At 31.0% G+C, this 23699-nt stretch carries 18 protein-coding genes; 16 read left to right on the top strand and 2 right to left on the bottom strand.

Annotation, left to right across the window (positions count from 1 at the left end):
- Window positions 1-488 precede the first annotated feature (488 nt).
- Window positions 489-3008: a molybdopterin guanine dinucleotide-containing S/N-oxide reductase gene (locus L8U98_RS05085; protein ID WP_263725195.1), complete on the bottom strand. Its 2520-nt coding sequence runs from the start codon at window positions 3006-3008 to the stop codon at window positions 489-491.
- Window position 3009: 1 nt separating this feature from the next.
- Window positions 3010-3588 carry a cytochrome c3 family protein gene (locus L8U98_RS05080; RefSeq protein ID WP_133319461.1) on the bottom strand — a complete coding sequence of 193 codons (579 nt, stop codon included), beginning with the start codon at window positions 3586-3588 and terminating at the stop codon, window positions 3010-3012.
- A 213-nt stretch (window positions 3589-3801) separates the two neighbouring features.
- Here L8U98_RS05080 and L8U98_RS05075 point away from each other — a divergent pair, with 213 nt between their 5' ends.
- From L8U98_RS05075 to nuoH, 16 genes are all read left to right on the top strand, one after another.
- Complete coding sequence (locus tag L8U98_RS05075) at window positions 3802-7554, top strand: Eco57I restriction-modification methylase domain-containing protein (protein WP_263725194.1); 3753 nt, start codon at window positions 3802-3804, stop codon at window positions 7552-7554.
- On the top strand, window positions 7554-9521 hold the full coding sequence (locus tag L8U98_RS05070) for a pentapeptide repeat-containing protein (protein ID WP_263725193.1): 1968 nt from the start codon (window positions 7554-7556) through the stop codon (window positions 9519-9521). Before L8U98_RS05075 ends, L8U98_RS05070 begins: the two co-directional genes overlap by 1 nt.
- A gap of 98 nt (window positions 9522-9619) precedes the next feature.
- Window positions 9620-11563 (top strand): BCCT family transporter, encoded by a 1944-nt coding sequence (locus L8U98_RS05065; RefSeq protein ID WP_263725192.1) that lies wholly within the window; start codon window positions 9620-9622, stop codon window positions 11561-11563.
- A gap of 42 nt (window positions 11564-11605) precedes the next feature.
- On the top strand, window positions 11606-13141 hold the full coding sequence (locus tag L8U98_RS05060) for an ABC transporter substrate-binding protein (RefSeq protein WP_263725191.1): 1536 nt from the start codon (window positions 11606-11608) through the stop codon (window positions 13139-13141).
- Window positions 13142-13152: 11 nt separating this feature from the next.
- The gene (locus L8U98_RS05055; protein WP_318529461.1) at window positions 13153-14091 is read left to right on the top strand and encodes an ABC transporter permease; all 939 of its coding nucleotides are present in this window, start codon (window positions 13153-13155) and stop codon (window positions 14089-14091) included.
- Window positions 14084-14860: an ABC transporter permease gene (locus L8U98_RS05050; protein WP_263725189.1), complete on the top strand. Its 777-nt coding sequence runs from the start codon at window positions 14084-14086 to the stop codon at window positions 14858-14860. Before L8U98_RS05055 ends, L8U98_RS05050 begins: the two co-directional genes overlap by 8 nt.
- Window positions 14857-15630: an ATP-binding cassette domain-containing protein gene (locus tag L8U98_RS05045; protein WP_263725188.1), complete on the top strand. Its 774-nt coding sequence runs from the start codon at window positions 14857-14859 to the stop codon at window positions 15628-15630. The genes L8U98_RS05050 and L8U98_RS05045 overlap by 4 nt, the downstream gene beginning before the upstream one ends.
- Complete coding sequence (locus tag L8U98_RS05040; RefSeq protein WP_263725187.1) at window positions 15614-16282, top strand: ATP-binding cassette domain-containing protein; 669 nt, start codon at window positions 15614-15616, stop codon at window positions 16280-16282. The genes L8U98_RS05045 and L8U98_RS05040 overlap by 17 nt, the downstream gene beginning before the upstream one ends.
- Before the next feature lie 119 nt (window positions 16283-16401).
- Window positions 16402-16821 carry an NAD(P)H-quinone oxidoreductase subunit 3 gene (locus L8U98_RS05035; protein WP_263725186.1) on the top strand — a complete coding sequence of 140 codons (420 nt, stop codon included), beginning with the start codon at window positions 16402-16404 and terminating at the stop codon, window positions 16819-16821.
- Complete coding sequence (locus L8U98_RS05030; RefSeq protein ID WP_039619352.1) at window positions 16800-17297, top strand: NuoB/complex I 20 kDa subunit family protein; 498 nt, start codon at window positions 16800-16802, stop codon at window positions 17295-17297. The genes L8U98_RS05035 and L8U98_RS05030 overlap by 22 nt, the downstream gene beginning before the upstream one ends.
- Window positions 17297-18088 (top strand): NADH-quinone oxidoreductase subunit C, encoded by a 792-nt coding sequence (locus tag L8U98_RS05025; RefSeq protein ID WP_220701709.1) that lies wholly within the window; start codon window positions 17297-17299, stop codon window positions 18086-18088. The genes L8U98_RS05030 and L8U98_RS05025 overlap by 1 nt, the downstream gene beginning before the upstream one ends.
- A 1-nt stretch (window position 18089) precedes the next feature.
- Entirely contained in the window at window positions 18090-19316 is a 1227-nt protein-coding gene (nuoD, locus tag L8U98_RS05020) for an NADH dehydrogenase (quinone) subunit D (protein ID WP_039619347.1), read from the top strand.
- Complete coding sequence (locus tag L8U98_RS05015; protein ID WP_263662748.1) at window positions 19313-19540, top strand: NADH-ubiquinone oxidoreductase subunit E family protein; 228 nt, start codon at window positions 19313-19315, stop codon at window positions 19538-19540. The genes nuoD and L8U98_RS05015 overlap by 4 nt, the downstream gene beginning before the upstream one ends.
- Window positions 19537-20253, top strand: a complete 717-nt coding sequence (locus L8U98_RS05010) for a hypothetical protein (protein ID WP_263725185.1) — start codon at window positions 19537-19539, stop codon at window positions 20251-20253. Before L8U98_RS05015 ends, L8U98_RS05010 begins: the two co-directional genes overlap by 4 nt.
- Complete coding sequence (locus L8U98_RS05005; protein WP_263725184.1) at window positions 20250-22703, top strand: NADH-quinone oxidoreductase subunit G; 2454 nt, start codon at window positions 20250-20252, stop codon at window positions 22701-22703. Before L8U98_RS05010 ends, L8U98_RS05005 begins: the two co-directional genes overlap by 4 nt.
- Window positions 22700-23698, top strand: a complete 999-nt coding sequence (nuoH, locus tag L8U98_RS05000; RefSeq protein ID WP_263725183.1) for an NADH-quinone oxidoreductase subunit NuoH — start codon at window positions 22700-22702, stop codon at window positions 23696-23698. The genes L8U98_RS05005 and nuoH overlap by 4 nt, the downstream gene beginning before the upstream one ends.
- Window position 23699: the final 1 nt, after the last annotated feature.

Below are 23699 nucleotides of genomic sequence, written 5' to 3'. Positions count from 1 at the left end.
GATTTAGTTTTAGGTTTTTATTATTCAGCTTGTAAAATAAATTATTTTAGTGTTAGGATGGATAAAATATGGTATAGATTTTGTTTTATAAGGAGTGTATTTGTAAGCGAGTTTGTGATGTTTTTAATATACAAATAGGTTGAAAATTAAGAATTAAGTGAAATAGTAAGCAAAATAGATCTTTGTAAAATTTAGTATTTGAGGTGGGTTTGTTGGGGTGATTGTGTTAAAGCGTTATTGTGGAGGATATTTTTATATTTGTTCGAAAGTTTATGATATATGATTTTATATTTTAGATTATAGTAGATATATTATGATTTTAAATACTGAATTTGATTATTTGATACTATAATGTTTAATTTCTAAATATTAAATTTACATGAAAAATAATTTTAGTTTAAAATTGATTTTTGAAATAAATTATATTGAATTCTTGTATTTTAAAATCTAGCTTTCTTAGAAGAAATTATCTTCTAAGAAAGAATGTTTTATTCAGCGCCTTTTGGAGCTGTAAATGCTGTTATTTCAGGCGGTAATCCTTTGTATTTTTCTATATTTACTAAGCTTGTATGGGAAATGTTTCCGTTTGCTAATTCAGAAGTTGGCATATCAATAGTCAAGACATTTACGTTTCCGTATTTGCACATTCCTTCATCATTTGGGTCATACCACCCACCTTCGCATAATCTTACAACATTTGGCATAATGTCTTTTGTTACAACAGCACCTGCGAGAACTTGACCTCTTTTATTGAAAACTCTTACAATATCGCCATTTTTGATTCCAATTTTTTTAGCATCAATTGGGTTAATCAATATAGGCTCTCTGCCATTTACCGCATACTTTTCACGCAGTGAAGTATGGCACATTTGTGAGTGGAGTCTATTTGTTGGGTGATTGGTTAGTAGATGAAAAGGTGTTTCTTTGGTAGCATTTCCTAGCCATTCTATTGGTTCCATCCACATTGGATGTGCTTTGCAGTCTTTATAATTATACTTTTCGATTGTTTTTGAGTAAATTTCTATCAAGCCTGATTCAGTACCTAGGGCATTTAAGATAGGATCTTCGATAAATTCAGAAAATCTAACCCATTCCATGCTTTCTATAGTTGGAGAAAAAGTTATAGGCTCGTTTTTCGCCCAAAATTCTTCAAAACTTGGCATTTTTGGTTCAAATACATCCCCATAAGCTTGAGTTTGTTTTAAAGCGCTATTGTAGTATTCTTTGATAAAATCTTTTGCTTTTTTACCATTTTCAGTATAAGCATTAAATACATCATCTCCATACACTTTACAAATATCAGCAAAAATTTCATAGTCGTCTTTGCTCTCGCCTATTGGTAATACCGCTTGCTTCATTGGAACTATATTCATATTAGAATAATCACCACTCATGGTAATATCATCTCGTTCATAAGAACTTGTAGTAGGCATTATAATATCTGCCATTTTGGCAGTTGGAGTCCAATAAATTTCATTTACAACTATAGTTCTTGGTTTTTGCCATGCTTTTATATTATTGTTTGTATCTTGATGATGAACTATAGGATTTCCACCCACCCAATAAATAAAGTCAATATCAGGATAGGTTATCTTAGAACCATTATTGTCTATAACTTTTCCAGGATTTAACAAAGCATCAGCTATTCTAGCTACTGGAAAAGAATAACTAGCAGCATTTTGTAGCCATTCGGCACCACCTTGACTAACTCCTGCTTTTGGTAGCCCCTTAAATTTTCCATTTTCCCAAATTCCCACAGTTCCTGCTGTAATACCTCCTATAACACCACCTTTGCATGATGGAACCCCACCATTACTATAGTGATAGCTTAAGCCAAAGCCACCTCCTTTAGTACCAATTTGTCCGATCATTGAAGCTAGGGTTATTAACATCCAATGAGGTTGTTCACCATGATGAGCTCTTTGCATACCCCAACCACTCATGAGCATGGTAGGGTTATCATAAAAGCTTTCAGCTAGTGTTTTAATGGTTTTTTCATCAATCCCGCAAATTTTGCTTGCCCATTTTACATCTTTTTTAATACCATCATTCTTGCCATCTAAATAAGCTTTAAATTTATCAAAACCACTTGTATAATTTTCTAAAAATTCATAATTGACTTTATTTTTTTCGATCAGATGACTAGCCATACCTATCATCATAGCAACATCTGTATTTGGTCTTGGGGAGATCCATTGTGCATTTAAAAATTTAGCAGTTTCAGTTTTTATAGGATCTATACAAATAACCTTGATCTTGCTATTTTTTAATTTTTCAAAATACTGCAAACCCCTTTGGTCGTTTGAAGTCCAAGCTATTCTTAAAGTGGCGATAGGATTAGCACCCCAAATAACTACTATTTTAGAATGTTCTAAAATATTTTCCCATGAAGTTTGTTGTTCATAAACTTCAATGGAGCCTACAACATAAGGCATGATCACTTGAGAAGCTCCGGTTGAGTAATCTCCAGTAGTCCCTACAAACCCACCTGTGACATTTAAAAATCTATGAAGTAATATTCTACAATTTTGCATATTTCCGCTAGATTTCCACCCATAACTTCCACCAAATATAGCTTGAGTTCCTTTTTGCTCTCTTGTTTTTTTAAGTTCTTTTGCTATAAGTTTTATAGCCTCATCATAACTTACACGCACAAATTCATCTTTTCCTCTAAGCTCAGGCTTTGGATTGTCAGGATTTTCAAGATAACTTTTTCTTACATAAGGATATTTCACACGTGATTTATAGATCATATCTGCTGTATAGTGTTGTAAGGGATTGTCAATTTGTGTTACTTTTTCCCATGGCTCACTTTTGATCACAATGCCATCTTTAATGGTAAGCTTTAAAATTCCCCAATGTGCTGCTGTTATCACGCTTCCATTTTTTACTAAACCTGAATTTATAGTTGAAGCTTCAACGCTTTTTCCCATAACCAAACTAGGAACCAGAGGTAATACACTTAAACCAGCACCAATTTTTAAAAATTTTCTTCTATCAAGTCCCATTTTATTTTACCTCCTTAAAATCTTTTGCATTTTTTTGTAAATACTGTATCACTAACCAATGATCTTTTTTATCAATTCCTGTTCTATTTACCATTGATCTAAAAGTAGCAGGCCAGCCATTAGCACTAAATTCACTTTCTTTATGAACGCTATGACAAATTCCGCAATTATTCATATAAAGCTCTTTAGCTTTTATAAACATTTCTTTGTTGCTTTTTGCAAAATCTTTCTTGTCAGTCCAAACTTCTATGGTAGCTTTATCCCATTTTCCATTTTTGCTTTTAGTATAAGTTTTAAAATCAAGTTTTGTATTTTTAGAAAATGCAGCAACTATGATTCTTTGACTATCGTTGTAATAAAGCACAGAAGGCGAAGCAGGATTAACATAGCCTGTGATCTTGACTAAAACTTTATTTCCATCAGTTTTTAATACTTCAAAAGGATTTGTGGGTAGCAATCTACCAACAGCTTTTGTGTCATTTTTGCTTAAATAAAGTGAGCTTACTTCACTTGTAAAAAATTCATTTTTAGCGCAAACAAAAGAAACAAGCGCTAAACAGAAAACTAAAATTTTTCCCATTTTGCCTCCTTGATATTTTTAATATAAACTTATTGTATAACTTTAGTATTAAAATTTTCTTAGTATAAAAATATAAAAAATGCAATAATAAATATTATCTAATAATTTTTTATTAATTTTTTAATTTATTTGTTTTTATATTTTCATAAAGTCTTTTCAATCCTTTAAAGTAAATTTTAGTAAAATATAAAATATTCTTTATAAAGGTTAAAAATGCACTTTACTTTGCTAAATGAAAAAGATTTTTTCAACCCCTACTACCGCAAAAAGCAAATCACACAAAATGAATTTGATACTTTTAGCAAGGCTTTAACACAGTATATAAAAAGGCTTGAAAGCTCACAAAGTGAAAATGAAGATTATCTTGTGGCTAATGCACTTAGTCCATTTTTAACCACTCTAAATTTCAAAACCCACATCAAAACCAAGCAAAAAGGCAAAAGCGAGATTGATTTAGCCATCGCTAAAGATGAGCTTAGCAAAGACTTAGAAGTTCTCATCGAAGCTAAAAAGCCCAACTCAAAAGAATTCATCACCCACACAAAGCCAAATTCCAAAGCCTTACATGAAGCCATTTTGTATTATTTTAGAAATAGAGAACATAGCTTTAGTTTGAAATTTATCATCATCACAGACTTTTATAAATTCTACATTTTCAAAGCTAGTGAGTTTGAAGAGCTTTTTTATAAAAACACAAGCTTTAAAAAGCTTTTTGAAGAATTTCAAAGCCCAAATTCACTTTTTAAAGGCAATACTGATGAATTTTACAAAGAAGCAAGCAAACTTATAGAAAATTCCAAAGAAAGCTTAAAAGGCTTTTTCATCGATTTAGCCTTTTTAAAAGACAAGCAAAAGTCAAATTTCAAAAACCTAGCAAGCATTTTTAAAACCTTCCACAAAGACTTTTTGCTAAATGAATTTAGCCCAAATGACGCAAACTCACTAAACAATGCATTCTATAAAGAGCTTTTATACATCTTGGGTTTAAGCGAGAGTAAACAGCTTTCTAAATTCATCATCACACAAAGTGAGCAAAGTAAACAAGCTCAAGGTACACTTTATCATCTCATAGCGAGCAAGCTTCCAAAGCATGACTTTGAAGAGGTGTTAAAATTCATCATACTTTGGTTAAATCGTATTTTATTTTTAAAGCTTATTGAGTCTAATTTAGTTAGATTTAACAATGATAAAACCCTTAAATTTCTAAACTATGAAAAAATTCCAAATTTTACTACCCTTTCACACCTTTTCTTTGATATCTTAGCTAAAGAAAAGCACACAAGAGCACAGAGTAAATTTAGCTATTTGCCTTATTTAAATTCATCACTTTTTGAAAAACAAGCCATCGAAAAAACCACACTAGAAATCGCTACTTTAGAAAATGATGCTTTGCTAGAGTATCACCCACACACGCAGTTAAAAGATGACAAAGGCAAAAGTAAAAAAGGCAAAGTAGGTTTGCTTGAGTATTTGTTTGAGTTTTTAGACAGCTTTGACTTTGGAGCAGATGAGCAAAGCGAAGAACTCATCAAGCAAAAAGAACTCATCAACTCAAGCGTTTTGGGAAATGTCTTTGAAAAGCTAAATGGCTACAAAGAAGGTAGTTTTTACACTCCAAGCTTTATCACTTCATATATGTGTAAAGCAAGTATAGAAAAAGTCGTGCTTGATAAGTTTAACCATACTTTTAAGCTAAATGCCACCAAGCTAAGTGAGCTAAGAACCCAGTTGCGTCAAGAAAAAATCCCTCAAGAGCAAAAACTAGCCTTGCTAAATTCCATACGCATTTGCGATCCTGCGGTGGGAAGTGGGCATTTTTTAGTTTCAGCTTTAAATGTCATGCTTATGGTGCATTATGAGCTTGGTTTGTTTGAAGAGGACTTTTACCTAAGCGTGCAAAATGATGAAATTTTAGTGCAAAATCACAAAGGCCAGTTTTTAGAGTATAAACGCCCTGATTTTGACAAAGACAAAACCCACCTTTGTCAAAAAGAACTTTTCGAGCGTAAAAAAGACATCATAGAAAACAACCTTTTTGGAGTAGATATCAACCCAAACTCATGTGAGATCACTAAACTAAGGCTTTGGATAGAGCTTTTAAAACACAGCTTTTATGAAAGTTTTGATGATACAAACTATCATGATCTTAAAACCCTACCAAACATCGACATCAACATAAAATGTGGAAATTCGCTTATAAGTTATTTTGAAATTCACAAAAGCCTTTCTCACTACCCAAACATCAAAGAACGCATGGATAAATACAAACGCATAGTCAAAGACTACAAAGAAGGCTTTTACACCGATAAAACTCTCATCGCTAAAGAGATCAAAAACCTCAAAGAGTCTTTTAAAAATTTCTGCTTAAAAGACAAATTTGCCAAAGAGATCAAGCAACTTACCAACGGCGCTAATGAATACTCTAAAAAATACGGCGATTTTTTAGCGCAAGATGAAAAAGATGAGAATTTTAGAGCATTTTTCTCTAAAAATATGTTTGAATTTGACTTTGATGAAAGTGCTGCTAAGAAAGAATTTAAAAAGCTTAAAAAGCTTTATGAGAGTATATTTGACTTAGAAAGTGCAAATCCTTTTGAATGGCGTTTTGAATTTAGCGAAGTGCTTGATGAGGGCGGGAATTTTCAAGGGTTTGATCTCATCATCGGTAATCCACCTTATATCAGACAAGAAGATATCAAAGAACTAAAGCCAAATTTAGCAAAAAATTATAAAGTTTATAAAGGCACAAGTGACATTTATACTTATTTTTATGAGCTTGGTTTTAACACTCTAAGAGACGGGGGGGGGGTATTGAGTTTTATCACTTCAAATAAATACACAAGAGCAGGTTATGGAGAGCCTTTACGTGAATTTTTGCTTAAAAATACTACGCTTTTAGAATACATTGATCTAAATGGTATAAAAGTCTTTGATAGTGCTACGGTAGATACTTCCATACTAAGCTTTGAAAAAGCAAAAACTAAAGATAGTAGCTTTAAGTACCTAGCCCCAAACACCGAGCTTTTAAAAGAAAATGACTTTAACATAGAAAGCATTTTAGATTTTAACAAAATCGCACAAAATTCTTTAAGCAAAGAAAGCTTTACTTTTAACGATGAAAGCACAAATGCACTAAAAGCAAAGATAGAAAAGCACGGCACTCCACTTAAAGACTGGCATGGGCTTAATATAAACTATGGCATAAAAACGGGCTATAATGAAGCCTTTATCATCACTACTGAAAAAAGAGATGAAATTCTAGCTAAATGCAAAGATGAAGCCGAAAAAGAACGCACCGCCAAACTCATACGCAAAATGCTACGCGGTAGAGATATAAAAAGATATAGTTATGAGTGGGCAGGGCTTTGGGTGATAGGAACTTTTCCTAGTTTAAAAATAGATATAGAACAATACCCATCATTAAAATCTTATTTATCTAAATTTTTACCACGCATAGAGCAAAGTGGAGAAAAAGGCTGTCGTAAAAAAACAAGTAATAAGTGGTTTGAAACTCAAGATAATATAGCTTATTATCAAGAATTTGAAAAAGAAAAGATTGTTTATCCGTGTATAATGGCAAAAGAACCTTATTTTTCTTATGAAACAAATAATTCTATGGCTATAGCTCCAGCTAATATTATAACATCAGAGCCAAAAATTTTAAAATATTTACTATCTTTTTTAAATTCTAATTTTATATATTTAATTCTTAGGAAATTTTACATGGGTGGTGGCATAGAGGGTGAGCTGAAAACAAATAATTTAGAAAAACTTCCTATACCAAAAATAAATTCTAAAAATGAAAAACTAGCAAATGAGCTTATAAGCTTAGTCGATGAGATTTTAGTTTTAAAAGAACAAGACAAAAACGCAAATACCAAAACCCAAGAAGACAAAATAAACTCTATCATTTACAAACTTTACAACCTAAGCAAAGAAGAAATAAAAATCATTGAAGGAAAATAATGAAAGAAAATATATATAACATTGATTTAGAAATACCATATAGTGGTATTTTTATAAAGGGTTTAGATGATGAAAATTTAATTGTTTCTTTAGATATATTAAAATTTATGGAAATCAATGCAGAAAAACTTAAATCTTTAGGTGATAAGCTAGATGTTGGAGAATTAGCTAAACCATTAAATCCATATATTATCTATAAAACTTTAGAAGAAAATCATAAAAATAATTTTAATGGTATTAAAATTATAGACAAAATAGAAGAAGAAAATAACATTGTTTATTATTTTAATTTCGGATTAACATTAAATACTTTTATAGGACAAACAAAAGAAAATGTAGATGAAATTTTATTAAAAAAAATAAACCATATGAAAAATTTTATATCGTTTTGTTGTTTTTCTTGTGAAATAATAGGAGACGCCACTTCAATTCTCCCAAGCGAGCTTGAAAATTTAAAAAATAGTTATGGTTATGAAGGAAAAAACTATAAAAGCATTTTTAAAAGAGAAGTTTATATAAATTATAGCTGCCTTGAAAGAATAGTTTTTTCAAATTGCGAATTTAAATCTAAAATATCTTTACATAAAATTGATAGTAGTCATAAAATTGCTTTTTGCAATGGTATAGATTTTGCAAATTGTATTTTTGAAGATGATGTAAATTTTAAACGCTTTGTATCAGGTACTCCACTGCCTGATAATAAGTATTATAACAATGAAAGAGATACTATATTTGAAAATTGTATTTTTAATAAAAGAGTTGATTTCCATAATTCTAAATTTGTTAATAGTGTATATTTTACTAATTCTCATTTTAAAGATTATGTTGATTTTCACGCGTGTGAATTTAACAAAATAGCTTGTTTTTATGGAGTTACATTTGATAAAGCTCCAAATTTTTCTCAAGCGATTTTTAAAGGAAGTTTAAATGCTGTCAATACAAATTTAAATTTTACTTTTGATAATTTGCAAGAAAAAATAAATCAAGAATATGAAAAATTTAATGAAGACAAAAATGAACAATATCAAAAATCTTTAGATAAATTTGCAAATGATTTTAGAGATTCTTTTAGGGTTTTTAAAAGTGCATTGATAAAAGATAATAATCTTTTAGACGCTTCAAATTTTCATAAATACGAGCTTTATTGCAAAGAGATAGAATTAAAGGAAAGTTGGAATAGGATTAAAAATGTAAAGACAGATGAAGATTTAAGGCAAAACAATAAAAACTACTCTCAATTGACAGATTTTTTACTTTTAGGATTTTATAGAAAATTGTGTGATCATCATACCGATTTTTTAAGAGTTTTTAATAATTTTATATTGTTAATATCTTTGCATGTTTTATACGGTATTGTTATTTTTCGTATTAACGATAAAGAAATTATTGATGATGCTAAAATTTATTTAAGTGATACTTTTAACTATGATAATATTTTTTGGTATGTGTTAGGTATTTTACTGTTTATATGTGTTAGTTCTCTTTATTTTTGTAAAAATAAAGAGAAAACGCATATGATAGATCGAGAGAGCATAATAAAAAAATTTAAATGGAGTAGAATTATAATAAAAGAAATATATACTTTTTTCTTAGTTTTTACAATTTGTTATTTAGGTATTTCTACGTTTGGTATAGTTGGAGATTTTTTGGCAAAATTTTTTGATTTAAAAATATTTAAAGATGTTGTATATATATCTATTGCTTGCATTAGCTTTATTGGGTTGTTTTTGTTTTTTATAAATTCCTTTCTTTTTAGATATGTTTTTTTATCTTGCTCGTATTTTATTTTAGCTTTTGTTTTGTTTTTAAAACCAAAAGAATTTTATTTTATATATAATATTTTCAAAGAAAATAATGAAAATTTAATAATAATAAATAGCTTAAATGTGGTGTATTTTATTTTAGTTATTTTAGTGATATTCTCGCTCCAAAAAACCGCACGTAAAAACTCCATAGTGCCAAGCTAAATCAAAAGGCTTATTAAAGCCTTTTTGTTTTTTTGCTTTTTAAATTTTGTTCGTTTTTAGCTTATGGTATAATGAAAATTATCCAAAAAAGGAGTACCATGCTAAAGACAAGTTTTAAAAAATCAGTTTTTATTCCAAGCATTAGTATCATAATCATCTTAAGCCTTAGTTGTATTTTCTTACCTAAACTTACAAATGATTTTATCAATCATATCAAAAGTGGAATTTTTGCAAATTTTTCATGGTTTTATATACTAAGTGTGAGTTTTTTTGTGTGTTTTATGCTCGCACTTGCTCTTTCAAAATTTGGCGATATCAAGCTCGGCGATGATGATGAAAAACCTCATTTTAAATTCACTTCATGGCTTGCTATGCTTTTTGCTACGGGTATGGGTGTGGGGCTTATGTATTTTGGTGTGGCTGAGCCTCTCATACATAAAAAAGCCTTGCAAACAAGCGATGAAGAAGCTATGCTACATACTATCTTCCACTGGGGAATTCACCCATGGGCTATTTATGGGGTGTGTGCTTTGGCTATGGCGTATTTTGGTTTTAGATATAAAATGCCTCTTAGTTTGCGTAGCGCTTTTTACCCTTTGCTTAAAGACAAAATTTATGGTTTTTGGGGAAATTTAGTTGATATGCTGGCTTTAATTGTCACGGTTTTTGGCATTAGCACTACGCTTGGTTATAGTGCTTCTCAGCTTAATGCTGGCTTTTTAAATTTAGGCATTTTAAACGAACAAAGCTTTTTAGAACAAAGCGTGATTATAATCATCATCATTTCTTTAGCTACGCTTTCATCGATTAGTGGTTTGACAAAGGGCTTAAAAATTTTAAGCGAGGCAAATTTGGTTTTTGCAGTGGGTTTAATGCTTTTTGTGCTTTTTTCAACCAACACCATTCAAATTCTTTCACAATTTAGCTCTAATATTGGCAATTATTTGCAAAATTTAATTTCTTTGAGTTTTAAGACTTATTATTATGAAAAAGAACATATAGAGTGGTTTAATAACTGGACTATTTATTATTGGGCTTGGTGGCTTAGTTGGGCGCCTTTTGTGGGCTTTTTCATTGCTAAGATTTCTCGCGGTAGAACGATAAGAGAATTTATCTTTGGTGTGCTTGTAGTGCCTACTAGTTTTAATATACTTTGGTTTAGCATTTTTGGCAATAGTGCTTTAAATTTCAATGATATTTTAAGTCCTTTTACTTCAGCGCCCGAAAGCTTACTTTTTTATTTTTTACAAAATTTTTCTTTTTCTTATTTTAGCTCTTTGCTTGCGCTTTTGGTTTTAGCTTTGTTTTTTATCACTTCAGCAGATAGTGGGATATTTGTGTTAAATTCTTTAAGTAGTGGTGGGGCTCATGAGCCATATAAATGGCAAAATATCCTTTGGGGTTTTGTACTCGCGCTTTTAGCTACTTCTTTGCTGTATTCAGGTGGTTTGGGAGCGATTTTAAGTATCACCATGATAGTGGCTTTGCCTTTTGCTTTTTTGCTTTGTTTGATGTGTTTTTCACTGCTTAAAGGCTTAATCGTAGATGTAAATTACTCTTTGACTAAGCTTAGTCAAAGTAGTGTGTATTTTTCAGGGGAATTTTGGCAAGAAAGACTAGCTAGAATTTTAAAACAAAGCAAAGAACAAGACATACAAAATTTCTTAAACACCAAAGTAAAAAATGCTATGGAATCACTCAGCCAAAGTCTAAAAAATTACGGCTTAAAAACACAAATTGTTCAAGAAAAATCAAGCATAAGTTTGATTATAAAAAAAGAATTTGCAAAAGATTTTATCTATGGAGTGCAAGTGGTAAAAAAACAAGCAAGTCAAAGCATAATCGATGATAAATTTATGCCAACTTATTCTAAAGAATTTATCTTTGAGCCACAAACTTTTTTTGCTGATTCGCGTAATGGTTATAATATAGAGTATTTAAACGAACAAGAAATCATCGTAGATATACTAAAGCAGTATGAGAGGTATTTGCAACTTTTATTTGATGATAAAAATGAAATTTTTACCAAAGCTTATGATTAAAAAGCGTTATAATTTCACTTTATTTTATAAGAAAGGTCTTTTATGTTGCGATTTTTTTTAATGCTTTTTTGTGCTTTAAATCTTTTTGCTGCTACGCCAAAAGATACGATTGTTATAGCAGTGGAGAATGAACCAGAGCGTATTAATCCGCTTTTTAGTGAAGATCATGATGTGGCGATTGCTCTTGTGTTTTCAGGGCTTACGCGCTTTGATGAAAATATGAATCTAGCGCCTGATCTTGCTAGTTCTTGGAAAGTTAGCAAGGATGGGCTTGTTTATGAATTTACTTTAAGAGATGATGTGTTATGGCATGATGGGGTTAAATTTAGTGCTAAAGATGTAGAATTTAGTATAAATGCTTTAAAAGATGAGAAGTTAAACTCGCCTTCAAAAGTAAATTTTGATGCGGTTAAAGAAGTAAAAATCATCGATGATTATCACTTGTCTATCACACTTTCAAAGCCTTTTCCTGCATTTTTAGATGCTTTGAGTGTAGGGATTTTACCAAAACACTTACTTGAAAAAGAAAATTTAAATACCACTAAATTTAATCAAATGCCTATAGGAACAGGATCATATAAGCTAAAGCAATGGAAACAAGGTCAATACATGATCTTAGAAGCAAATGAAAATTATCATTTAGCTAAGGTAAAAACACCAAAACTCATACTAAAACACATTAAAGATCCAAGTATTAGCGCAATTGAGCTTAAAAATGGTTCTATTGATGTGGCTTTGGTTGATTTTGCTCTAGCTTCAAATTTTGCAAATGATAAAAACTTTAAAATGCTTATAGAGCCTTCGGCTGATTACCGTGCTTTGATGTTTAATTTTAATCATGAGTTTTTAAAAGATCAAAATGTGCGTTTAGCGCTAAATTATGCTATTGATAAACAAGCTATCATAAATTCACTTTTGCATTCTTTTGGAAAGGTAGCAAATCATCCTTTAGAAAAATCATGGGCAAATCCTAAAGAATTTGCAAGCTATGCTTATGATGTAAAAAAAGCAAATGAGCTTTTAGCAAAAGCGGGCTTTGCGAAAAATAAGAATGGAATTTTAGAAAAAAATGGCAAAGAATTTAGCTTTGAAATGTATGCTATGAGTGAAGATCCACTAAGAGTGGCTTTGGTAAATATCTTACAAAGTGAGTTTTTAAAGCTTGGCATAAAAGCAAAAGCAGTTGCTAAGCCAAGTGGAAGTTTTGATTATACGAAAATTGATAGCTTTTTAGTGGGTTGGGGTAGTCCTTATGATCCTGACTTTCATACCTTTAGAGTTTTTGCAAGCTCTCAAGATAGTGCTTTAAACTCAAGTGGATGGAATTTTGGTCATTATCAAAATGCTAAAGTTGATGAAGCTCTGATAAAAGCTAGAAATTCACTTGATGTAAATGAAAGAAAAAAACACTATAAAGAATTTATCGATGCTTTATATAAAGATCCTGCGTTTTTATTTATAGCTTATATTGATTATCCTTTAGTTTTTGCTAAAAATATCCAAGGTATAAAACCTCATATTTTAGGTCATCATGGGGTAGGTTTTACTTGGAATGCTTATGAGTGGAGCAAAAATTAGTGCTAAAACTCATTTTTAAACGCCTTTTATGGGCGTTTTTCTTGATGATTTTTGCAAGTTTTTTATGTTTTGTGATGATTTATCATGCTAAAGGAAGCGTGGTTTTTGCTAGTGTGCCTCAAGGAACTAGCCTTAAAATAAAAGAGCAAATCGAGCGTAATTTAAATTTAGACAAGCCCTTGTTAGAGCAGTATGAAAATTGGCTTTTTAATGCCATGAAAGGCGACTTTTCCTACTCTTTAATTAGCGGAGAAAAGGTTAGTGAAATTTTAAAAGAAAAACTTCCCTATACCATCATACTAGGGAGTTTAGCTTTTTTTATACTTTTTGTGTTATCTTTGGTTTTAGCGCTTTTTTGTGTTCTTTATAAAGATAGCTTTTTGGATAAATTTATTACTTTTTTAACGATGAGTTTTTTTGCACTGCCTGCTTTTTCTTTATCACTAATGCTTATTTTGGTTTTTGCTGTATTTTTTAAGCTTTTTCCAAGTTCGGCTATTGCAGATATTGGCTTTGAAGATGATGTGCTTAATCGTTTATGGCATTTGTTTTTACCAGTATGTGCTTTAGTGCTTTCGCATTTAGCTGTTTTTGTGCGTTTTATAAGGACAAGTTTGATTGATAGTTTAAATCAAAGCTTTATAGAAAGTGCTTTTGCAAGAGGACTTAGCAAAACAAGAATTTATTTGCACTTTGTGTTAAAAGATGCTTTTGGTTCTATACTTGCGTATTTTGGTGCTTCTTTTGTGAGTTTTTTAATGGGAACTTATATAGTAGAAAGTGTGTTTTCTTATGAGGGCGTGGGAAATTTGGTAATTAAAAGCATATTGTTTAAAGACTATCCTGTGGTGCTAGCTGTGGTGATTTTTAGCATTTTAGTGGTGGTGCTTGTAAATTTGATCGTAGAAATAATTTGCAAGATGATTAATCCAAGGTTTGCTAATGCGTAAGTTTTGCGTGATGATGATTTTGCTAAGTTTTATTTTAGCGCTTTTTGCGCCTTTAATAAGTTCTTATGATCCAAATTTAGTAGATTTAAGTAAGGCTAAAATAGCCCCAAATTTAAGTCATATTTTTGGTACAGATTTACTTGGTAGAGATGTTTTTACGCGTATTTTATATGCCTTGCGTGTTTCTTTGTTTGTAGGGGTAATGGCAGCATTTTTTAGTGTGCTTTTTGCTTGTGTTTATGTGTTTTTAACAAGATTTTTTGCTTATGCTTTTTTCGCTAGAGTACTTGATATGCTTTTGGCACTACCTTCTTTGCTTGTGATTATGTTTTTTCAAAGCTTTTTGGCAGGATCTTTGTGGAGCATGATTTTTATCATCGCTTTGGGGCATTTTGCTTTTGTGGCAAAGGTGCTTGATACTCAGCTTAATAAATTTCAAAAACTTGAGTTTTATCAAAATGCTATCATTTTAGGTTCTAGCAAGATGAAAGCTTTATTTAGCGAGCTTTTGCCTGCTTGTTGGAATTTGCTTTTTGTGCTTTTTGTTTTAAATATCGCTCATGCTATTACAAGTGAAGCTACTTTGAGTTTTTTTGGTTTGGGTGTAGAGCTTTGGACTCCAAGTTTAGGAAATACGCTAAATGAAGCAAGCAAGGCTGTGTTTTTAGGATTTTGGTGGATGATAGTTTTTCCAGTAGCCTTTATACTTATGCTTATCTTGCCTTTGCTTGCTTTGGGTAATGATTTACAAGAAGAGATTAAAGTATGATAGAAATTTCAAATCTTAACCTTAGCTTTAAAGATAAAATCTTACTAAAGGATATAAATCTTAATTTAGAAGATGGCAAAGCTTTGGCTATCATGGGTAAAAGTGGAGCGGGAAAAAGCTTGCTTTTAAAAAGTATGATTAAGCTTTTTGATAAACACTATAAACTCAATGCACAAAAATTTCAGATAGATCAAAAAGATATTTTAAATTTAAAAGAAAAAGAACTAAATGCATTAAGAGCTAAGGTAAATTTGCTTTTTCAAGATGTTTATGGGAGTTTTTATCCTCTTGTTGATATAGGGAGTTATTTTAATATAGTTTTAAAAACTCATACTAATTTAAGCACAAAAGAGATTAAAGAAAAGGCCTTTTATTATTTTGAGTGCTTGGGACTTAAAAATCATGATCTTTTGTGGCATTCTTTTATATATCAGTTAAGTGGTGGTATGGCAAGACGCGTTCAAATAGCTCTAGCTTTGTTAAGCGAGGCTGAGTATTTATTGTGTGATGAGATTACAAGTTCTCTTGATAGAGCTAATGAAGAAAAAATCATCGCTATTTTAAAAGAGTTAAAAGCGCATTTTAAAAATCTCATTTTCATCACGCATGATATAAATTTAGCCAAAGAGCTTTGCGATGAGGTGGCTATCATAGAAGATAAAACTTTACTTTATCAAATGCCTATGAAAAAGTTTTTAAACAATCCAAAAGGTATTTTTGCTAAAGAATTGTTAAATTATTTTGAGAATGAAAATGTTTTTAGAAGTTAAAAATTTAAGCAAATCTTATAAATTTAAAAAACACTGGTATTTAAAAGAAGAAGAAATTTTTGTTTTTAAAGATGTGAGTTTTTCTTTAAAACAAAATGAGAATTTATTGCTTTGTGGGGAAAGTGGTAGTGGCAAAAGCACTTTGGCTAAAATTCTTTGTATGCTTGAACGTGCAAATACTGGAGAAGTTTTGTTTGAAAATGAAAATATATTAAATTTAGATTTTAACGCTCAAAGAAAATTACGCCAAAAAATTCAATATGTTTTCCAAGATCAAAAGCTAGCTTTAAATCCTTACAAAAGCACCAAAAGACTTTTACTTGATGTGTATGAAAATTTTAAACTTAAGCCTGATTTTGAAGAGCTTTTTAAGCTTTTTGATGCTTTTGAGCTTGAAAAAGATATTTTAAATTTAAAACCCTCTAAGCTAAGTGGTGGTCAAAGTCAAAGACTAGGTTTGATTAGAGCTTTGCTTTTAAAGCCAAAATTGCTTATTTTAGATGAAATCACAGCAGCGCTTGATGTGGTGACCGCTTATAAAATTTTAAACTATTTGCACACTTTTCAAAAAACACACGATATTACTTATATATTTATTTCTCATCAAGAAAAAATCTTGCAAGATATATGCCATAAAAAAGTGTTTTTATAATAAAGATAAAAATTGTTTCATTTTGAAATACCTAAAAAATTATTTTTTTGATAATAAGTTTTTATATAGCTAAGTTAAAGTAAAATAAATTTTAATTATGCTTGAATAAAAGGTTTATTATGACGCACGCAACTATAGAGCATCAATACTTTGGCATCTTTGCAATGCTTGTTATTGCAAGTGTTATATTTTTTACTTTGGTGTACATTTCTTCTAAAATAGGATCCAAACTCGCCTCTCATAATAGAAAAAAACTAGGACTTGGGATTTATGAGTGTGGACCTATGGCTTCTAAGCAAGCAAACAAAATTAATTCTCAATTTTTTGTTTTTGCTTTGATTTTTATTTTGCTTGATATTGAAGTAGTATTTTTATTTCCTTGGGCGGTGATTTTTAAAGATTTAACCACAGAGCTTTCAAATTACGGCCTATCTTTATTTGCCTTAGTGGAAGTATTTGTTTTTATTTTATTGCTTGCAATAGGTTTTTTATACGCTTATAAAAAAGGAGCATTCGCATGGCAGAGTATCAAAAAATGAGCAATGCGCCAGTTGTTTTAACTACGGTTGATAAGTTAGTGCAATGGGGTAGGAGTAATTCTTTATGGGCGCTATCTTATGGGCTTGCCTGTTGTGCTATTGAAATGATGGCAGCAGGTGGTGCAAGATATGATTTTGATAGATTTGGAACTATTTTTAGAGCAAGTCCAAGACAATCTGAAGTAATGATTATAGCGGGTACTTTAAGCAAAAAACATGCTGAATTTACAAGAAGACTTTATGATCAAATGCCTGATCCTAAATGGGTTATTTCTATGGGTTCTTGTGCAAATACCGGCGGTATGTTTAATACCTATTCTACCGTTCAAGGGGTAGATAGAATCATTCCTGTTGATATTTATGTACCAGGCTGTGCCCCACGCCCTGAAACTTTTCAATTTGCTTTGATGATTTTGCAAAAAAGAATTCGTAAAGAAAAAGCAAGCAGAAAAATAGCTCCAAAAAGGCTTATATGATGAGAAAATATAGCGATAAGAAAAATGCTCAGCTAAAAAATTATTATGAAGATAGATTTTACCATGCACCTGCAACTAAAAAACTAAGTACAGAGAGTAGTGCTTTTGAGAGTGATCATCAAATTTTAAGCCAAGAATTTGAGTTAAAAAATTCTTTTATAGAGCTTGATTTTTGGGTGATTGAAATAAATAAAGATGATAATGTTGCTATTCTTAGCAAGCTTAAAAATTTAGGTTATAGTTGTTTTACTGACGCAAGTGCGATTGATTTTGTCGCTCAAAAACAAGGTTTTGAGGTGTATTATCAGCTTTTAAATATGGAGAAAAATTTAAGAGTGAGAATAAAGACTTTCGTTGGTTTAAAAGAAAGACTTCAAAGTGTTATGAGTGTTTTTAAGGGCGCTAATTGGTGTGAGAGAGAAATATATGATATGTTTGGAATTTTCATTATCAATCATCCGAATTTAAAAAGACTTTTAATGCCTGATGATTGGTATGGACATCCTTTTTTAAAAAGCTATCCTTTGCATGGTGATGAATTTGCTAAATGGTATGAGATAGATAAAATTTTTGGAAAAGAATACCGCGAGGTAGTAGGTGAGGAAAATAGAGATCCAGGTTTTGTAGATGAAAAAGACACGCTAAACTTTAGCAGAATTTATCATGAGGTTGGTAAAGGCGAAGCCCCAAGAGAAGATAAATATCTACAAGAATATCAAGAAGAAGGTGGTGTGCCTTTTGTGAAAAAAGCCAAAAGAACGCAAGTAAAAATTTTAGATAAGAGAAGATAAAATGCAAATTTCTACTAAATTAAAACCTTATTATGAAAATATAAGCTTTGAGCGTGAAGATGGTACTATGATAGTAAATCTTGGTCCCCAGCATCCAAGTGCTCATGGAAATTTACGCCTTATTTTAGAACTTGATGGAGAAGAAATCACCAAGGCTGCTCCTTGTATAGGCTATATGCATCGTGGTATGGAAAAAATGGCTGAAAATATGATTTATCAAGAGTTTATCCCAACTACTGATAGAATGGATTATATCGCAGCTAGTGCAAATAATTATGCCTATGTAGCTGCTGTGGAAAAACTTTGTGGCTTAGAAATTCCACGCAGGGCAAGTGTGATAAGGATGATTTTGCTTGAGTTAAACCGCATTGCTTCACATTTGTTGTGGCTTGCTACACATGCTCTTGATATTGGTGCGATGACAGTATTTTTATACTGCTTTAGAGAGCGTGAATATGTGCTTGATCTAATAGAAAAATATTGCGGGGCAAGACTTACACATTCATCTATGAGAATAGGCGGGGTAATGCTTGATTTACCTGAAGGTTTTTTAGATGAACTTTTAGCATTTTGCAATAAATTTCCAAATGATATAAAAGATTATGAAGCCTTGCTTGATGATAATAGAATTTGGCGTGCAAGAACTGAAAATGTAGGAGTGGTAAGTAAAGAACAAGCGCTAAGTTGGGGTTGTAGCGGGGTTATGCTAAGAGGAAGCGGGATTGCTTATGATGTTAGAAAAGAAGAACCTTATTTACTTTATGATGAGGTAGATTTTGGCGTGCCTGTGGCTAAAATGGGTGATTCTTATGCAAGATATAAAGTTTATATGCAAGAATTTAGAGAAAGTTTAAAAATTTTAGTTCAATGTGCTAAGCTTTATCAAGATACTCCGCCTGAAATTTTGTGCAATCATCCTGAGTATGTAAGTGCTTCAAAAGAGCAAATCATGACACAAAATTATTCGCTTATGCAACATTTTGTCCTAGTAACCCAAGGCTTAAAACCACCAAAAGGAGAGGTGTATGTGCCAACTGAAAGTCCAAAAGGCGAACTTGGATTTTTTATTCACTCAGATGGTAGCGGTAGGCCATATAGATTAAGAGCTAGAACCCCAAGTTTTTTTCATTGTGCATTTTTAGAAGAAATGCTTGTAGGGTCATATTTGGCTGATGCGGTGGCGATTTTAGGAAGTATTAATATAGTTTTAGGTGAGATAGACCGATGAGACGCGTGGATTTAAGAAAAAGTCAAGATTTATTTAAGGATTTAGAACAAATCATTCAAAAAGCCTATATGGGTGAAGTTTTAGTGGTTTTGTTTGAAATAGGAGATTTTTCTAATGTAGAAAAAAGTTTTGCTTTCATAAAAGAGCGAAATTGTGAACTTTTAAATTCTTTAAAATTTAATCAAGTAGATTGGACTATAGTTTTTAAAAAGGTAGGACAATGAAATTAGCAAAATATCAAGAAGGCTTAAATGCTTTGTGTTTTGTGGATTTGCTTTCTTTAAAAAATCCTTCACTTTGTGCTAAGCTTAACAAAAGTAAAAATTACAATATTTCCTGTTTAGAAGATAAAAATTTAAAAGCAAGCTTTTATAAATGTGAGATTGCAAGTGTGCCTTTCGTGCTTGCATTACTTTGTAAGATGAGTTTGGATACTGAATTTAACGAGCTTGATGAGGGTTATTTAAGTGCTGAATCTTGCTTTGGTGAAGAAGAGGCTTTAGAGATTTTGGAATTTTTAAAAGAAGCAAAGTGTATTATTTTTGATGAAAATTTATACCAGCATAAAGATTTTGAAAATATTAAGTATTTTTTAGAAAAACTTTGTCATAAATTTAATCTTTTGCTGATTTGCTCTAATGAAAATGAAGAAAATTTGTCAATACAAAATTCTTTTAGTGAACTTTTAGAACTTGATAATTTTGATGGAACTATCATCATGCAAGCACCTTTAAGGGATAAAAATTTGCATTGTTCTTCATCTTTTGCTTTGATTGCCAAGGTTAAGGATGAGGATAAAATTAATTTAAAAATAAACACTCAAGAATTTGCAACTATAGTAAAAATCAATCATGATTTAAAAGGCACGGTGGCTTTGTTTGATTATGAAAGCGCTGGTTTTGCTTTTTCAAAAGCTCAAGTTAAGGTTATAAAATGAAAGTTATCATTAATGGTATAGAATGTGAGGCAAATGAGGGTGAGTATATCTTAAATGTCGCAAGAAAAAATGATATTTTCATTCCTGCAATTTGTTATTTAAATGGTTGTTCTCCAACACTTGCATGTCGTATGTGTATGGTAGAAGCTGATGGTAAAAAGGTTTATTCTTGTAATACTAAAGTTAAAGAAGGTATGGTAGTAGAGAGTGATTTGCCAAATTTATGGGATGAGCGTAATGCTATCATGCAAGCATATTGTATCAACCACCCTTTACAATGTGGGGTATGTGATAAATCTGGCGAATGTGAGCTTCAAAACTTTACACACAAAGCAAGAGTAAATGTGCAAAATTATTGGATTAAAGATACCCATAAAGAGCATAAAAAATGGGGCGAGATTAATTATGATCCAGCTTTATGTATAGTGTGTGAAAGATGTATCACAGTTTGTAAAGATAAAATAGGTGAAAGTGCTTTAAAAACTACTCCAAGAGGAGCAAACGCGCCCGATGCAAGTTTTAAAGAGAGTATGAGTAAAGACGCGTTAGCGATTTGGACTAAATTTCAAAAGAGTTTAATTGCGCCAAGTAGTGGTGATATGCTTGATTGCTCTTTTTGTGGAGAATGTACAAGTGTATGTCCAACAGGAGCCTTGGTGGGTTCGGCTTTTCAATATACATCTAATGCTTGGGAATTAAAGAAAATTCCAGCTAGTAATCCACATTCTAGTGATTGTGAGTTGATGTATTATGATATTAAACAAACTAGTATTAATAATCAAAAAGAAAAAATTTATAGAGTGAGTAATGATTTTGCTTTTGCTACGCTAAATAAAGCTGCAAGATATGGTTTTAATACCCAAAATGAAGTTCAAGGTAAAGATGAAAAAGCTTTTGAAAAACTAGTAAATATGATAAAAAATGATGAAATAAAAAATATTTTATTTAATAGTTTTATTACCAATGAAGAAGCTTTAATCTTGCAAAATTTAAGTAAAAAATTTAATCTTAACCTTATAAACCATGAAGCTAAAAAATTCCAAGATTTCCTAGCTTGTTTTTATCAAAATGCAAATGCAATGTATAATGCAAATACAGACGATATCACTCAAAGTGATTTTTTAATCATCGTAGGTTCATTTTTACGCTATGATGCGCCAACGCTAGGATATAAAGTTAATAACGCTTTAGTGATGAATAAAGGTGCGGGGATATATTTTCACCCTATAAAAGATAAAGGTGTGGATAAATATTCTAAAAATTTCTTGCAGATTAATCATGATATTAAAGATAATGAAAATATTTTATTGTTTATCTTGCAAAAATTTGCTAAAGAGTTTCCACAAGAATTTAAAAATACATTAGAAAATGCGTATTACCAAGGCACTAAAGAAATTGAAGAAACTATTAATGAAGAAGTTATTGAAAAGATAGAAAAGCAAAATGAAAATGGTGACACTATTATAGAAGAAGTTAAAAAGCTTGTGCCTAAAAAAATTAAAAAAAGCATAGAGGTGCAAAGATCAAATTATGCGAAAAATCTTGGCATAGATGAGGATATTTTAGAAACTTTGCTCGCAAAAAAGCAAAAATTTACACTTATTATAGGAAGTGATTTTTACTATGATGAGCAAAGTGTAAAGCTAGCAAAACTTTGTGCTTTGGTGCAAAAATATACCGATTTTAAAGTCTTTTTAAATCCAACTTGTACCAATACTTTAGGCGTGAGTTTAATTTGTGATTTAAGTCAAGATTTTCAAGCGGGAAAAACACTAGGTTATAACGAAAAAGGCAATTTTACTTTTTCTTATGATGGGCATTTTGATCTTGCAAGTTCTAGTTTAAATCAACAAGAAGGTAGCTTTGTAAATTATGACAAAAGATTGGTTCCTACAAATGCAGCTTTAGAATTTAAAGGTTATTTTTTAAATGATTTAGCAAATGCTTTAGGTTTTGATGAGGAATTTACAATCAACTATACTAAATTTTTACCACAAAATAAAGGCTTTATGGCAATTGATTTTGATGAGTTGGAAAATCATTATGATAATGGTGGGGCAAATCATAGAGGCTATGAGCTTGATTTTTCTCATTTTGAGTTTGAAAAAACATTAAGTACTCAAGAAGTCAAAAAGCAAAATGAAGGAAATTTAACCTTATATTATGCAAATCGTATTCATCAGTTTTCAAAGCTTAGCAATAGAGCTTTTAATGAGGTTGGAGCTTTATTTTTATCGTCTGATTTAATGCAAAAATTTGATTTAAACCAAGATGATAGTGTTATTTTAAAAAATGAAAAAACTCAAATTGCTATAAGTGTAAAATGTGATGAATCTTTAGAAAATGGCGCGTATTTGGGGGATTATGATAGTAAGATTGATTATAAATCTTTATTTAATAATACTCGATATGCAAAAGTTTGGCTTGAAAAAGCAGGAGCTAAAATATGAGTGATATTACTTTTTTTATTATAGAAACAATTATCAAATGCGTGCTTGTTATAGCTATTTTTGCAACTTTAGCAGGCTTGGCAACTTATCTTGAAAGAAAGGCTTTGGCTTTATTTCATCGTCGTTTAGGGCCTGATATGGTAGGTCCTTTTGGATTGCTTCAAGTAGTTGCTGATATGATTAAGCTTTTTACTAAACAAGATATAGTGCCAACTTATGCTCAAAAAGTGGTGTTTTTAATCGCTCCATTGATTGCAGCAATTTGTGCTTTTGTGGCAATTGCAGCTATACCTATTTTTCCTGAATTTACTTTATTTGGTAGAGTGATTCGTCCTATTATTGCTGATATTAATGTGGCTTTATTATTTGTCATAGGTATGGGTGGGGTTAGTTTTTATGCGATTTTTTTAGGAGGCTTGGCTAGTAATAATAAATGGTCATTGTTAGGTGGGGCAAGAGGGCTTGTTTCTATCATTTCTTATGAGAGTGTTGCAGGTCTTTCTTTGGTATGTGTTGTAATGCTTGTTGGCTCTTTGTCTTTAGTAGATATTAATAACTATCAAAGTGAAGGCATACTTTCTTGGCTTATTTTTAAACAACCTTTGGCTTTTATTTTATTTGTGATAGCTATTTTTATAGAAACTAATAGAACTCCACTTTGTTTAAGTGAAAACGAAACTGAACTTGTTTCAGGTTATGGCACTGAATATAGTGGGCTTAGATGGGGTATGTTTTTTATCGGAGAATATACAGCCATGATAACAGGAGCGATTATGATATCGCTTTTATTTTTGGGTGGATTTAATGATTTTTGGATTATACCAGGGGCTATTATGATGCTTTTGAAAGTGTCTTTTGTGTTCTTTTGGTATTTTTGGGCTAGAGGGGCTTTTCCGCAATTGCGTCCTGATCAAGTAATGAGAATGTGTTATTTGATTTTAATTCCTTTAGCGGTTTTAAATTTATTAATTAGTGCTTTAGTACTTGTGATATAGG

Source organism: Campylobacter sp. RKI_CA19_01128 (assembly GCF_025771175.1).
Taxonomy (GTDB): Bacteria; Campylobacterota; Campylobacteria; order Campylobacterales; family Campylobacteraceae; genus Campylobacter_D.
Note: the sequence above shows the minus strand (reverse complement) of the source record. Positions and strands in the feature narration are given on the sequence as shown.

Bases quoted from the DNA above. Each gene is read 5' to 3' on its own strand.
- L8U98_RS05085 (WP_263725195.1), bottom strand. From the start codon at position 3,008: ATGGGACTTGATAGAAGAAAATTTTTAAAAATTGGTGCTGGTTTAAGT.
- L8U98_RS05080 (WP_133319461.1), bottom strand. From the start codon at position 3,588: ATGGGAAAAATTTTAGTTTTCTGTTTAGCGCTTGTTTCTTTTGTTTGC.
- L8U98_RS05075 (WP_263725194.1), top strand. From the start codon at position 3,802: ATGCACTTTACTTTGCTAAATGAAAAAGATTTTTTCAACCCCTACTAC.
- L8U98_RS05070 (WP_263725193.1), top strand. From the start codon at position 7,554: ATGAAAGAAAATATATATAACATTGATTTAGAAATACCATATAGTGGT.
- L8U98_RS05065 (WP_263725192.1), top strand. From the start codon at position 9,620: ATGCTAAAGACAAGTTTTAAAAAATCAGTTTTTATTCCAAGCATTAGT.
- L8U98_RS05060 (WP_263725191.1), top strand. From the start codon at position 11,606: ATGTTGCGATTTTTTTTAATGCTTTTTTGTGCTTTAAATCTTTTTGCT.
- L8U98_RS05050 (WP_263725189.1), top strand. From the start codon at position 14,084: ATGCGTAAGTTTTGCGTGATGATGATTTTGCTAAGTTTTATTTTAGCG.
- L8U98_RS05045 (WP_263725188.1), top strand. From the start codon at position 14,857: ATGATAGAAATTTCAAATCTTAACCTTAGCTTTAAAGATAAAATCTTA.
- L8U98_RS05040 (WP_263725187.1), top strand. From the start codon at position 15,614: ATGTTTTTAGAAGTTAAAAATTTAAGCAAATCTTATAAATTTAAAAAA.
- L8U98_RS05035 (WP_263725186.1), top strand. From the start codon at position 16,402: ATGACGCACGCAACTATAGAGCATCAATACTTTGGCATCTTTGCAATG.
- L8U98_RS05030 (WP_039619352.1), top strand. From the start codon at position 16,800: ATGGCAGAGTATCAAAAAATGAGCAATGCGCCAGTTGTTTTAACTACG.
- L8U98_RS05025 (WP_220701709.1), top strand. From the start codon at position 17,297: ATGAGAAAATATAGCGATAAGAAAAATGCTCAGCTAAAAAATTATTAT.
- nuoD (WP_039619347.1), top strand. From the start codon at position 18,090: ATGCAAATTTCTACTAAATTAAAACCTTATTATGAAAATATAAGCTTT.
- L8U98_RS05015 (WP_263662748.1), top strand. From the start codon at position 19,313: ATGAGACGCGTGGATTTAAGAAAAAGTCAAGATTTATTTAAGGATTTA.
- L8U98_RS05010 (WP_263725185.1), top strand. From the start codon at position 19,537: ATGAAATTAGCAAAATATCAAGAAGGCTTAAATGCTTTGTGTTTTGTG.
- L8U98_RS05005 (WP_263725184.1), top strand. From the start codon at position 20,250: ATGAAAGTTATCATTAATGGTATAGAATGTGAGGCAAATGAGGGTGAG.
- nuoH (WP_263725183.1), top strand. From the start codon at position 22,700: ATGAGTGATATTACTTTTTTTATTATAGAAACAATTATCAAATGCGTG.